Below are 12,542 nucleotides of genomic sequence, written 5' to 3' on the forward strand. Positions count from 1 at the left end.
TGCGACCGTTCCGGCGCGCCCCATCGGGGGCCGTCTCCTCGGGAGACGGCCCCCTTCTTCTGCCGGCCGGCCGATGCTGGGGACGACTTTCGGCCGGCAGGGCCCGACGGTGCGGCAGCCACCCTCCTGGGGCGCGGCACCGCCGGACCGGTCAATGGACGAGTGTGCGCCGGGTGAGGATGCCGGCTCCGATCATCATGAGCAGCAGCGCCGCCAGGATCAGCGGCATCGGGGACGCCCCGCCCGTCTGGGCGAGACCGGGGCCGCTCTGCGCGGACACGAGGTTCGACACCGGGACGAACGCAGCGCCGTGGCCTCCGGGGGTGCCGGGAGTTCCGGGGGTGCCGGGGGTTCCCGGAGTGCCTGGGGTTCCTGGGGTTCCGGGCGTTCCCGGGCTGCCGGGCGTTCCCGGGGTGCCGGGGGTTGTCGTGGTGCTGGTGCCGCCCACCGCGATCGCGTTGCCGCCGATCGTGATCGGGGCCGTCACCGGAAGCACGAGCTGCGTGCCGCCGAGGAGCGACCCGATTCCCGACGTCGTCGGGCCGGAGCCACCGCCCGAGTCGCCCGTCATAGGAGCGGATCCCGTGGTGGTGGCGGTGCTGCGACCGAGGACCGCGATGGCGTTGCCGACCGCGGTGACGGGCGCGGTGACCGGTGCGGCGATCTGGGTGCCGCCCAGGATCGCGTCGTCGCCGCTGGTGCGCGGCCCGGTGCCCGCCGGAGCACTGCCACCGGATGCGGGAGCAGAGCCGCCGGCTGGTGCCGTGGTGGCGGTGCTGTCGCCGAGCACGCTGACGGCGTTGCCCGTGACCGTGATCGGCACGTTCACGGAGACCAGCGCCTGGGTGCCGGAGAGGATCCCGTCGTCGCCGCTCGTGGTCGCGGCCGGTGCCGGAGGCGTCGCGGCAGCGGGAGCAGCGGCGGGTGCCGAGGCCGTGCTGTCGGATTCCCCGAGCACGCTGATGGCGTTGTCCGCCACGGTGATCGGGATGTCCACGGGAACGACCGCCTGCGTGCCCGATCCGACGCTGTCGTCACCGGATGTCGTGGCCGATGCGGGCGCGGGAGCGGGGGCGGCGGGTGCTGCCGGGCCGCTCGCCGTCGAGACCCCGAGGACCGAGATCGCATTGCCGATCACGGTGATGGGAGCCGTGATCGGCGCGACGACTTGTGTGCCGGATCCGATCGCGTCGTCTCCTGAGGTGTTGTCGGCCGCGTTCGCGGCCGTTGCGCCGAGCAGGGTGATCCCGCCGGCGATGAGCGTGCCCCAGAGGGCATGCTTCACGAAACTGCGCATGATGCTTCTCCTGACGTCGAATCGATGGGGGAACGCGCGGGATCGCGCGTCTGCTGCTGCCGCGGAGGGCAGCCCGGATCGACTCAGTCGGGGGAGACGTCGGTGGCGAACACCGGAGATGCCGGCAAGGCGTCGTCGGCAGCGCCGCCCGCCGGCACGGAGAGCTCAGATGTGGAGGCCGGGACGGCCGAGAACGTGGCGAACCACCCCGTCGAGCCCCCGCCGGCTCCGACGGAGGATGACGAGGTTCCCGTTCCCACGGGCGTCGCCCACGGATCGGGCGCGCTCGGAGACGTCGGCGCGGACGGGGGCAATGGCGCGGAGTCCGGAGGGCCGGCCGCGCGCAGGATGTCGCGGAGCGCGCCGGAGGATCCATCGATGGTCCGCACCGGTGGCCCGGCCGCAGACTCCGCGATCGCGACCGCAGTCGGCAGCGGCGCGGTCGACGTCGGCGCGAGCGGATCCGTTCCTGACACGACGGGAGCCGACGCGCCGCCGGTCTCCGTCGGCGGAACACCGGGCGGGATCGTCGGTCTCGGGCCGCCCAGCACAGGAGCGAGGGATCCGGTGACGCGGTCGACGACACCGCTGATCTGGTCGACCAGAGCGGGGACGCCGAGCTCCGTGGTCACGTCGCTCAAGACGGGAACGGACGTGAGGGTCGCGACGACCGGGGCGGTGAGCGATGAGACGGGCGACGATGCGAGAACCGACGATACGGGGGCGAGCGCGTCCGGAACGGCGGTCGAGACCGCGCTTCTGGGATCCGTCACGACGGCCGCGACCTGAACCGGGACAGCCGGCGCGGAGGCGACGGCATCCACGAGGGACGAGCCCGCATCCTGTACGACTCCAGGTACGGCCGAGACACCATCGGACGCCGCGGGGGCGGCAGCCTGGACAGCGCTCTGCACGGGTGCGACAACCGCGTCCACCGTGGCGGCGACGGCGCTCATGGTGCCGTTGACGGTGGACGACACCGCGGAGGACGCGGTGCCCAGCAGCCCGCCGGCGCCATCGAGCGGCCCGCCCGTGTCGTCCGCGTGGGCCGGTGAGGATCCGAGGAGCACGGAGAGCGCGGCCCAGCCCAGTGCGAGGCAGGCACCGGAGAGCAGACCGACACGGAGCCGGTGAGCGGTCACGTCCACGGTCACCTCCTCCAGAACCGCAGAAACGCTGCGAACACGATGTCGCTGGCGCTGACTGTACGCCCGACCGCGGCGCACGTCCAGAGGTCTGCGGACCTCTCTCGAGACCGCGCGTCCCAGGGATCTCCCGCGTGCCGGGTTAGGCTCCGGAGCATGAGCCGCTCGATCCGCTCCTGCGTCCTCGTGGTCGCCGTCCTCCTGCTCGCGTCGGGCTGCACCGCCTTCCCCTTCGTCGCGCCGTCGTTGTCGGACGAGGTCGTCCTGAGGGTTCCGAGCGGTGAAGCGGGTGCGGTCGCCGAGCAGCTGGGGCATCGCCTCGATGTCGCCGACATCACCGAGCGCAGCATCAGCACCGCCGGCGACACGGTGACGGTCCGGTACAACCCTCCGCTGAAGGGCGGGAAGCCGTCTGCAGTGAGGCCCGAGCTCTTCCAGGCCGCGGGGGTGCTCGGCATGAGACCTGTCGTCGCGGTGGCCGCCGGCTCCTCCGCGTCGGAGTGCACGGTCGATGCCCCGAGCTGCACTGTCGAGACCGCTGAGAAGGAGACGCTCGCGCTGGGGCGGTCGTTCGTCACGAACAAGCATCTGCGCGCTGCGCAGCCCGTCGATGCGCAGGGGCAGTGGGCCGTGCAGCTCGACTTCACGAAGGACGGCGCGGCTGCGCTGAAGACGCTGACGGATGCCGTCGCCTGCCAGGACGATGCGGCGCAGGGACGGTTCGCGATCCTCGTCGACGGGAGGATCCTCACGGCTCCCGTGCTCTCGCTCGAGTGCGGGGGGTCTCTCGGGGACTCGGCGCAGATCGCCGGCGGTCTCGACCGCGATGAAGCCACCCAGTTCGCGGCGCTGCTCAGCACGCCGTTGCCGGAAGGTGTGACCGTGGTGTCCTCGAAGCCGTGAGCAGCACCGCCACCTGAGCACGTCCCTGCGCTCGTGTGCTCGGATGCGCGACGCCACACCCGCCGAATGGCCGACTTGACAAACAGGTGCGCGCGTGGATGTTGTCCCCAAGTTGTGCACATCCGACGATCTGCGACGTGAACCTTAAACACGGAGTTGAAGCAGGATTCCATCCACAGGGTGGGGAACAAGAAAAGCCCAGGTCCTAGTCGAATAAATAGTCAGAGATCGAGACCTTCCCCACAGTTATCCCCAGGTGTTCTGCACAGACACTCCAGAGTTTCCCGCAGACTCTCCACAGAGTTATCCACAGGCACTCTTGCGTGGGGAGAGGGGTGCTTCTAGCGTTATCGAGCATCCCGATGTCGGACCTTGGTGATGTGCTTTGTGTGGCGGGGGATCATCCCGCCCGGAGCGCGGATCTGACCGGGATGTGCTCGGCAGTCGGTGGAGAAGAAGGGGGCGCGCGTGTCGATCGCGGACATCGCGGAGGAGCGGCTCGGTTCAGGCCGCGGCCCCGAGCGGACCCCGCCGCACGACCTCATGGCCGAGCAGAGCACCCTCGGCGGCATGCTGCTGTCGAAGGATGCCGTCGCCGATGTGATCGAGTCGCTGCGCGGGGCCGATTTCTACATCCCCAAGCACGAGCTGATCTTCGATGCGGTGCTCTCCCTGTACTCGCACGGCGAGCCCACAGACGTCATCGCCGTCACCGACGAGCTCATCAAGACCGGCAACCTGTCGCGGGCCGGCGGGGCCGACTACCTGCACTCGCTGACCTCGATCGTGCCGACCGCCGCGAACGCCGGCTTCTACGCCGGGATCGTGTCGGAGCGCGCGATCCTGCGCAAGCTCGTCGACGCCGGCACCCGCATCGTGCAGATGGGGTACGACGGTCAGGGCGACGCCACCGACCTCGTCAACACCGCCCAGGCCGAGATCTACTCCGTCACCGGCACCGAGACCGCCGAGGACTACGTGCCGCTCACCGTGGCGGTCGATGCCGCCGTCGAGGAGATGGAGGCCGCGAGCGGTCGCGACGGATCCATGACGGGCGTGCCGACCGGATTCCGTGAGCTCGACGAGCTTACGAACGGCCTGCACGGCGGCCAGATGATCGTCGTCGCCGCCCGACCCGCGATGGGTAAGTCGACGCTCGCGCTCGACTTCGCCCGGGCGGCCTCGATCGGGCACAACCAGCCGTCCATCTTCTTCTCGCTCGAGATGGGCAAGGCGGAGATCGCCATGCGTCTGCTCAGCGCCGAGGGCGCCGTGCCCCTGCAGAACATCCGCAAGGGCACACTCGACCAGCGCGACTGGACGACCGTCGCCTCGACCCGCGGGCGCATCAACGACGCTCCGCTCTACATCGACGACAGCCCGAACATGACGCTCGTCGAGATCCGCGCGAAATGCCGCCGGCTCAAGCAGCGCGTCGGGCTGAGGATGGTCGTCATCGACTATCTGCAGCTGATGACGAGCGGCAAGAAGGTCGAGTCGCGTCAGCAGGAGGTCTCCGAGTTCTCCCGCGCCCTGAAGCTCCTCGCGAAGGAGCTGCAGGTGCCCGTGATCGCGCTCTCGCAGCTGAACCGTGGTTCCGAGCAGCGGCAGGACAAGAAGCCCGCGATCAGCGACCTCCGCGAGTCGGGCTCGATCGAGCAGGACGCCGACATGGTGATCCTGCTGCACCGCGACTCCGTCTACGACAAGGACGTGCGCCCCGGCGAGGCCGACCTCATCGTCGCCAAGCACCGTAACGGCCCCACGGCGACGATCCAGGTTGCCTTCCAGGGCCACTTCTCCCGCTTCGCCGACATGGCCAGCGACTTCCAGGGTGGTGGTGGCGGCGACTTCCACTGATCGGCGAACCTGACGGGCCCGTTCTGACAGGCATTGGCTGGACCGTAGGTTCATTTGAGCGCCTTGTGGCCACTGAATCTATCCAAGAAGTGGGTATTCCCTTTGAGTTGCCTGATGCGCTAGCTTGATCCCCGGCCGGCCTTTTGGCGGTCGTTTTCGTGGTTTCGATCCGTCGAAATAGGGGGGGCGCGTGCGCGCAACACCGACGTTTGTCGTGTCTACTCTTGTTTGCATTTTGGTAGTTGGTTCGGTCTCTGCGGCCCAAGCGGAGCCGCGGGCGAATGCTAACCAGTCGGGAACCTTGGCAACCTCCTTGGCGCCGTTGAGCGGCGTGACGACGGCGTCGGCGCTTTCACGAGCGGCTTCCAAGGGAGCCCCGGTTGTCGTCGATGATCTGACCACCCCGACATCAGTGACTCGGGCGATGCCGGATGGCTCGATGCAACTGGAGCAGTCAACCGTTCCTGTGCGGGTGCCTCGTGATGGCGGGTGGGTTGACGTGGACACCGAGCTGGAACGGGACGGTGATTGGTTCTCGCCGACCGCTTCAGTTGCGGGCGTTCGCTTCTCTTCAGGTGGCTCCGATGTCATTGCGCAGACGCAGACGACTTCCGGTGAGTGGGTGTCGGAGCGGTGGACACAAGGCACGCTGCCCACGCCGACGGTGGAGGGTGATACGGCTACGTATGCCGAGGTCCTGCCGGATGTGGATCTGAAGCTCACCGCGACTTCCAACAGTGAGGAACTTCGCTCGGCAGCGTCTTCCTAACTCGACGAGGTGACAGTCCGGAAGAATTTCTTGATAATAGTAGGTCATCGAATGCGTTGCTTTCGTACGAAAATTGGCACGCCGCGCAATGGAGCGCTATGGGCAACCTGCACTTCGCGATCTCATACTTTCAGGAGGCGGTCAAATCGAAAAACCTGACGGGAAACTATGGACTCGCAAACTGGTACGAGTTCGATGCGGGTCCGGTTGAGGGGAATTACGCGATCCAATGAACGCCTCAACCAAGATCACCCGGGGTCGATTGGTGACAAACTCGCCTCGTCTTGGAGCACTGGGAGTGCTCCTTCTCCTCACATCTATGCTCAGTGGTTGTTTTCCGATCTTTCCGACCAGGCCAGATCTTCGAGCGAACATCTCTCTGACGGTTGAGGGTCAGCACTTTGCTTTCGCGCAATGTGTCGATTCGGCATATGCTGTCGACTATGCTTCGATAATGGCCGGCCCGACGGTAGATGGAGAAAAGGAGCGCCTCCTTCTTGCAGAGTTGGAGTTGGGAAAGAGTGTGCCGCTGCCGTACGGAGAATCCGTAACAATGTCCCAATTGGGCAAGCTCATGCGACCGAGTGTTATCGACGATGTTGAAATCGCCAAGTTTGGGGAGCGAGTGTCCCTCACGCTTGCTCTAGATGGTCCTGCCGGGCGGGTGGAGATGTCGTATCTGGATGTCGATGTCGCGTCGTTGAGGCCAGGCAGGTACGTGCATGGTGACGGATCGGTGAATGACCAGGCCTGCGACGCGGGGTCGTCAACTCGCTGACAAAGGTAAGCCCGACCACCCGCAGCGGGACGTCGGATGCACGTACTCCAGCGATAGTCCGGTCATGCGGTCTGACCCGACTGGACGTGAGCCCCTGGTGCCAGAGCCGACTGCGGATCGAACGCCGCGCCGCCGTCTCAGTTTTCATGCGGTCGCGCCATATACCACTCGGTGAACTCCTCGGCTCGCCTGTCCTCATCGAGCTGGACGATCCAGAGGTTCAGATAGTCGCGTTCCGCGGGGTATTCGGTGCGGCCCTGCACGAGAAACCAGCCCGCGTCCTCCCGGAGGATGCTCCACTCGAAGGTCCATGAGCCCGGTTCATCGAGGTCTTCCAGCCACCCCGCCACGATCGCTTCTCGCCCGACGCGGGGTGCGGAGTCCGGGCTGGTGAAGTACCGGCCGTCCGCGCTGAAGAGCGCTCCGATCTGCTCCGGATCGTTGGAGCGCCATGCCGCCACATAGTCCGCTGTCCACTTCTCGCCCGCTGTCGTCATGCACCCTGCCTACCGCCGGCACGCAGGGCGGTCAAGGCGCGTGGATCCCTGCGGGACGAGCGGGCCTCACCAGCTCACGGGCCCGTGGGCGTCGATGAAGGTCCCCGTCGCGTCGGCGTCGCCGAGAGTCGCAACCCTCACGATGATCTCCGCAGCTTCTTCGGGGGTGTCGGGCGCCTGCTCTTTGTTGCCGGGGGCGAGATCGGTCTGGACCCATCCAGGGCACACCGAGGTCACCTTGATCGGGGTGTCGGCGAGTGACTTGGCCAGCACGATCGTGATCGCATTGAGCGCCGCCTTGGACGACTGATACGCGGGCACGACCATGGCGTGCCAGGGTGAATCCGGATCCGTTTGATGGGCCAAGGACCCCACGGTGCTGGAGACGTTCACGATCCGTCCGGCTGGGCTCTTGCGGATCAACGGCAGAAAGGCCTCCACGACGGCGACCGGTCCGAGGACGTTCGTGGCGTAGGTCTGCTCGAACATCGCGAGGTCGAGCACCTCCTTGGGATCCGTGTTGGTCGCCTCGGGAAGGATCCCCGCGTTGTTGACCAGCACGTCGAGATGCCCGAAGCGATCGGAGATCTCATCGGCGGCCGCTCGCACCGACGCCGGATCCGCGACATCCATCGTGAGGCTGCTCGCGGAATACCCCTCGCGGACGAGCCGATCCGCGGCCTCGGCGCCCGCGTCAGCGTTCCGGGCGGCCACGATCACATGGTCGTGGTGGCGGGCGAGCCGTCGAGCGGCAGCAAAACCGATCCCCCTGTTGGCACCGGTCACGAGCGCGATCTTCACAGTCGACGTCCTCTCCTCTGGGCTTCGCGACCGTCACGTGAGCGACCGCATCACCAACCCAATCAAGCCGTCGCAGCGAACGCTGGCGGGAATCGGACGCGGCGTCGGACCCCACAGTGTGCGGCGCGCGGCGCGCACGATCGCCGCACCGCCGTCGTCCTGGACGCGGATCCCTCCGTGTCCGAAGCGATCAAGTGGCAGGCTCCGACCTTCATCTATCGCGGCAACATCGCCTCGTTCTTCCCGAAGTCGAAGAAGACCGTGACGCTGATGTTCCACCTGGGCGCGACGATCGCGGATCCCGAAGGCCTGCTCGAAGGGGAGGGGGCGGTCTCTCGCGTAGCCCGCTTCGCGGATGCCGCGGATCTGGAGGCGAAGCGCAGCGCGCTGCAGGCGATCATCCGGGCGTGGGTCGACGACCGACGCTAGTGCGCTTCGGAGCCGGGCACGGCACGTCGCGAACCCATCCGCCGCACCGCTCAGGGCGCGACGGTCACCGTCACCGTGGACGCGAGGGCCCCGCTGGCGACGCGGAGCACGATCTCGCCCGGTCCGGTCGGCGTGAGCATGAGCGCGGCGGTCACGCCGGTCTCGTCGGTCGTCGAGACCTCGAACCGGCCGGGGAACGCGGCCGGTCCCGAGACCACGGTGAAGGTGACGTCGGCGCCGGAGATCGGCCCGCCGGCTCCGGTGACCTCGACCACGACGGATACGGCCTCGCCGTCGAACGGCACCGGTTCGTCCGGGCCGAGCAGACGGATCCCGGTCGGGGCGGGCGCCGTCGCGGTGCCCGCCCCCGAGCTCTCCGCACCCGTGGAGGGAGCCGCGCCGGCACGTGCTGAGGGCGGTGCTCCGCTCGCGCCTCCGCCCGCGGCAGAGGCTGTGCACGCGGTCGTTCCCGCCAACAGGAGCAGCGCCAGCACGCCGCCGAGCACGCGCCGCGCGATCATGCCGCCTGGAAAGTCACGTTGAGGACGATGCTCGTGCCCCCGACGCTGACGATCACCCAGAACGTGCCGTACCCGAGGATGTCCACGGGGAGGTCGGCGGACCCGCCCGCGGCGCTCGCGATGGTGATGTCGCTCCCGGAGCCGCTCCACGCCGCGACTCCCGATGCGCCGCTGAGCGTGGCCGTGACGTCCCCCGTGTAGGGGGCGCCGTTCTTGGTGAGCGCGAGTGCGAGCGCGATGCTCTGGTCGCCGGCGTCGACGCCGAACGTCACCGAATGACCGTCCTGGCTGACGTCCCCGTTGGCGACGGTCGCCGTGTAGACATCCTGTGTGGACGCGGTGGCGGCGGGTACCGCCGCCGCAAGTGCGACGACGGGGACGGACCACGCCGCGGCGGCGATGAGCCGACGTCGCGACAGCGGCGCAGCGCCCTCTCCCGCCCGGTGGACGTCGGTGCGGGCGGGGTTACTGGGCTGCGTAAGCGTCATAGGTGTACCCAAACGTGTTGGTTCCGGTCGCCGACGTGAACACCGCGGAGACGGCGCCTGTCGGGATGCTGGTCGTGTAGGACTTGAACGTCACGCTGACGCCCTTGTCGGTGGTGATGCCGCCGTACGTCTTCAGGCCGTACTTCGTCTTGAGCTGGATCGTGACGGGATCGGCGCCCGTGTTGTACGCGCGCACGTCGAGCGCCACCTTGCCGGTCACGGTTTTGGGCGTCGCATCCGTCCAGCCCGCGATCGACGCGCTCGCCTGGACGACGGAGACGGTCGGCAGCGTGGTGGACCCGGCGGAGTGGCTCGCCGTGATGACGAGCTGGCCGGCGGCCGTCGTGGTCAGCGGCGGGACGACGGCGATGCCGTCCGCGTTGGTCTTGACGGTCGCCGTCGTCGCCCCGCTGCCCGCGACGGCCGCGATCGTGCCGTTCCAGGCGAAGACGACGTTCTGACCGACGACCGGTCCGCCGCTCGCGTCGGTGAGGCGCACGCCGGAGCCCGATGCGGTCTGGCCGACGTTGAGCGTCACCGCCTGGCCGAGAGCCTGCGCGGCCGCGACTGCGGCCCCCGTCGCCGCGACGGTCACCGTTCCGGCGGTCGTGCTCGATCCGGTCAGACGGTACTCGAGCGTGCGGGCGTCCGAGCCCGGCACCGTGACGGGACCGGCGTAGGACTGCCACGTTCCGGCGCCGATGCGGTACTCCATGCCCGGGGTCGAGGGGGCGCCCTCCGTCGTCGCGGAGACCGTCACCACCCGCCCGGTGGCCGTCGCGCTGAGCAGAGGGGTGACCATGGACGCCGAGATCGTGTACTGGCCGATCGAACCGTACTCAGGCATGCCGGAGCTCGTGTCGGTCTGGGTGTAGCCGGCGGTGGTGCCGTAGCCGACGCCCTCGACCGTCAGGTAGTAGGTGCCGGGGGTGACATCGACCCGACCGGACGCGCTCATACCGCTGACGTACGACCGGCGGTTGCCGTCGTTCACGACGGGCGCCGGGTCGAAGGGCTGTCCGACGAGGGTGCCCGCAGCGTCGTAGACGCTGAGCTTCACGTCGAGCATCGGACCGTATTCCGCGACGGCGGCGCTCACGTCGAGCTTTCCGGACGTGGGCACGTCGACCCGGAAGACGTCCTTGTCCTTCACCCCGTTCGGGCCGAAGTTGCGCTCGATCACGCCCGGGACCTTGGATCCGAGCGGGAGCGCGGTGGCCGTGGCGTCGAGAGCGTTGCCGTGGTCGTCCTGCCGGAAGTCGAGCGCACCGGAGTAGTAGGTGTAGACGTCGACGTGCGCCCCGGTGCCGTCGCAGGCGCCGGCGGCGTTCGGGAGGTAGGCGTTCGGGTTGTCGCCGCACCAGCCGTCGTTCGCCTCCTGGCCGGTCGAGGTGACGGCCCAGGGCTGGGACCTGGCCCACGAGGGGCTGGTCATGGCCGCGAGGTCGTTCTGCCCGCCGTTGGTCGCATTCGGGTACTGTCCGTCCGTCCACCGGTCCATGCCGATGTTGTCGGCGTTGCCCATGATGGGCGCCCAGAAGCCGGTGTTCGGCGAGTAGTAGATGTTCGTGTTCGGGCCTTCGACGTACCCGCCTTCCGGGGCGGGCTGCACGCTGCTCCAGCCCTGGTGGCCGAGGCTGAGGGTGTGACCGACCTCGTGTGCGGCGGTCGCGGCGAGCTGACGGGCGTTGCGGGGCTCCTGGCCGACGGAGGTGGTCCAGGCGAAGTTGTCGCTGAAGTCGCCGAAGCTCTTGGAGTGGGCGACGCCGAGCGCGCCTTCGACGATGGAGAGCCCGTTGCCGCCATCCTCGCCGAGGGAGTTCGCGGTGAAGACCGCGACATCGCCGTACTCGGCGTCGGTCTCGCTCGTCTTCGCCAGCTGGTCGTCGCTCGGGCGGACGGTGGTGACGTTCACGTCGAACGGCGAGTAGTACTCGGCCATGCGCAGATACACCTCGCGGCGGAGCTCCTTCGAGTCGCCGTCGACGGCGCCGAACGCGACGGGCGTGTCGTTGCGCGCGGCGTTCTCACGGTTCTTGTTCCACGGCGAGCCGGTGAGGGTTCCGCCATCGAAGACGAGCCAGATCGTCTTCGGTGCGCCCGGCTTGCTGGAAAGGGCCTCGAAGTTCCCGTCTTCGGCGGAGGCCTGGGTGGTGGTGAACTTCGGGCCGTACGTCCCGTACAGACCGGGGCCGGTCTCGGCGAAGGCCATCGGTGCGGCGGCCGTCGCAAGCACGCTCGCCGCTGTGACCGCGACGCCGAGCCTGTAGCCAACTCGTCGAATCGACATCTGGTTCCTTTCTAGGACGTGTGTGCCCGTGCGTGGGCGGAGAGGCGCGCGAACGCGGTCGAGGGTGGTCTGCGGGTTCCGATCAGCGGCCAGCACGAGCAGCTGCGCCCCCCAGTCGGCACAGCATTGCCCAGACTACGAATCGATCGAGATCGCGCACATCACGCGGATTGGGTGAACCTGGGATGCCAGGCGGCCACTGTGACGCCGTCATGCTGTCTCGGCGTCGGGTGTCGAGAGGCGGTCCTGCCGGCGCGACCGCGCTGCACCGCGCGGCGGCGGTCCGGCCGGCGGATCCGGCGTTCTGCCGGCGAGCAGACCGCGCCGGATCGCCTCGTCGACGGCTGCTGCGCGGGAGCCGACGCTGAGCTTGCGGTAGACGGCCTTCGCCTGCGAGCTGACGGTGTTCCGAGAGACGAAGAGGTGCTCGCCGATCTGGGCCAGGGTGAGATGTGTCCGCAGGAGGGGGAGCAGCCGCAACTCCGCGGGCGTCATGCTGCCGTGGCGGGCGACGCCGGCGGGTTCCGCTCGCGTGGCGCGTCCGGCGACGACCGATGTCTCCGCGGCGGGCGCATCCCGGCCGAGACTCTCGTCGATCTCCGCGAGCAGCGAGCACGCTTCTTCGAGCTCTCCTCGTTCGATCCGTGCATGCACGACGCGGATCCGGTCTCGGACGTGGAGGAGAAGTTCCTGCAGCGCCGGTGGCGTCGCGTTCGTCTCCTTCGTCATGACACGCAGAGTAGGGGCCCAGAGATTCACACAGA

The 12,542-nt window shown here is 68.4% G+C and carries 13 protein-coding genes; 5 read left to right on the forward strand and 8 right to left on the reverse strand.

Features of this window, described 5'->3' with window-relative positions:
• Window positions 1-151 precede the first annotated feature (151 nt).
• Window positions 152-1,297, reverse strand: coding sequence for a chaplin family protein (locus CQ044_RS08250; RefSeq protein ID WP_105688033.1), 1,146 nt, complete (start codon window positions 1,295-1,297; stop codon window positions 152-154).
• 83 nt (window positions 1,298-1,380) lie between these two features.
• Window positions 1,381-2,445, reverse strand: a complete 1,065-nt coding sequence (locus tag CQ044_RS08255; protein WP_105688034.1) for a hypothetical protein — start codon at window positions 2,443-2,445, stop codon at window positions 1,381-1,383.
• Window positions 2,446-2,598: 153 nt separating this feature from the next.
• Here CQ044_RS08255 and CQ044_RS08265 point away from each other — a divergent pair, with 153 nt between their 5' ends.
• The 4 genes from CQ044_RS08265 (at window position 2,599) to CQ044_RS19410 (ending at window position 6,752) form a co-directional block, all read left to right on the forward strand.
• On the forward strand, window positions 2,599-3,345 hold the full coding sequence (locus CQ044_RS08265) for a hypothetical protein (protein WP_146116762.1): 747 nt from the start codon (window positions 2,599-2,601) through the stop codon (window positions 3,343-3,345).
• A gap of 468 nt (window positions 3,346-3,813) precedes the next feature.
• Window positions 3,814-5,205, forward strand: coding sequence for a replicative DNA helicase (gene dnaB, locus CQ044_RS08270; RefSeq protein ID WP_105688159.1), 1,392 nt, complete (start codon window positions 3,814-3,816; stop codon window positions 5,203-5,205).
• 190 nt (window positions 5,206-5,395) lie between these two features.
• A complete protein-coding gene (locus tag CQ044_RS19405) occupies window positions 5,396-5,974 on the forward strand; it encodes a hypothetical protein (protein WP_146116763.1) in 579 nt (192 codons plus the stop codon).
• 454 nt (window positions 5,975-6,428) lie between these two features.
• Window positions 6,429-6,752: a hypothetical protein gene (locus CQ044_RS19410; RefSeq protein WP_146116764.1), complete on the forward strand. Its 324-nt coding sequence runs from the start codon at window positions 6,429-6,431 to the stop codon at window positions 6,750-6,752.
• A 137-nt stretch (window positions 6,753-6,889) separates the two neighbouring features.
• On the opposite strand, the gene CQ044_RS08275 is transcribed toward CQ044_RS19410, so the two are convergent.
• Together CQ044_RS08275 and CQ044_RS08280 are read right to left on the reverse strand one after the other, a co-directional pair.
• A complete protein-coding gene (locus CQ044_RS08275) occupies window positions 6,890-7,249 on the reverse strand; it encodes a nuclear transport factor 2 family protein (RefSeq protein ID WP_105688037.1) in 360 nt (119 codons plus the stop codon).
• Window positions 7,250-7,315: 66 nt separating this feature from the next.
• Complete coding sequence (locus tag CQ044_RS08280) at window positions 7,316-8,050, reverse strand: SDR family oxidoreductase (RefSeq protein ID WP_105688038.1); 735 nt, start codon at window positions 8,048-8,050, stop codon at window positions 7,316-7,318.
• Here CQ044_RS08280 and CQ044_RS19810 point away from each other — a divergent pair.
• Window positions 7,970-8,479, forward strand: coding sequence for a DUF1801 domain-containing protein (locus CQ044_RS19810; RefSeq protein WP_105688039.1), 510 nt, complete (start codon window positions 7,970-7,972; stop codon window positions 8,477-8,479). The two genes, CQ044_RS08280 and CQ044_RS19810, sit on opposite strands and share 81 nt — an antisense overlap.
• A gap of 50 nt (window positions 8,480-8,529) precedes the next feature.
• Here CQ044_RS19810 and CQ044_RS08290 read toward each other — a convergent pair whose 3' ends face one another.
• The 4 genes from CQ044_RS08290 to CQ044_RS08305 all read right to left on the reverse strand — a co-directional run bounded on the left by CQ044_RS08290 (window position 8,530) and on the right by CQ044_RS08305 (window position 12,507).
• Complete coding sequence (locus CQ044_RS08290) at window positions 8,530-9,000, reverse strand: hypothetical protein (RefSeq protein ID WP_105688040.1); 471 nt, start codon at window positions 8,998-9,000, stop codon at window positions 8,530-8,532.
• Window positions 8,997-9,488: a hypothetical protein gene (locus CQ044_RS19815; protein ID WP_258133211.1), complete on the reverse strand. Its 492-nt coding sequence runs from the start codon at window positions 9,486-9,488 to the stop codon at window positions 8,997-8,999. Before CQ044_RS19815 ends, CQ044_RS08290 begins: the two co-directional genes overlap by 4 nt.
• Entirely contained in the window at window positions 9,466-11,778 is a 2,313-nt protein-coding gene (locus tag CQ044_RS08300; protein ID WP_105688041.1) for a hypothetical protein, read from the reverse strand. The genes CQ044_RS19815 and CQ044_RS08300 overlap by 23 nt, the downstream gene beginning before the upstream one ends.
• A gap of 210 nt (window positions 11,779-11,988) precedes the next feature.
• Window positions 11,989-12,507, reverse strand: coding sequence for a LuxR C-terminal-related transcriptional regulator (locus CQ044_RS08305; RefSeq protein WP_105688042.1), 519 nt, complete (start codon window positions 12,505-12,507; stop codon window positions 11,989-11,991).
• Window positions 12,508-12,542: the final 35 nt, after the last annotated feature.

Origin of the sequence: Microbacterium sp. MYb64, assembly GCF_002979495.1 — a bacterium.
In the GTDB taxonomy this organism is placed as follows: domain Bacteria; phylum Actinomycetota; class Actinomycetes; order Actinomycetales; family Microbacteriaceae; genus Microbacterium; species Microbacterium azadirachtae_A.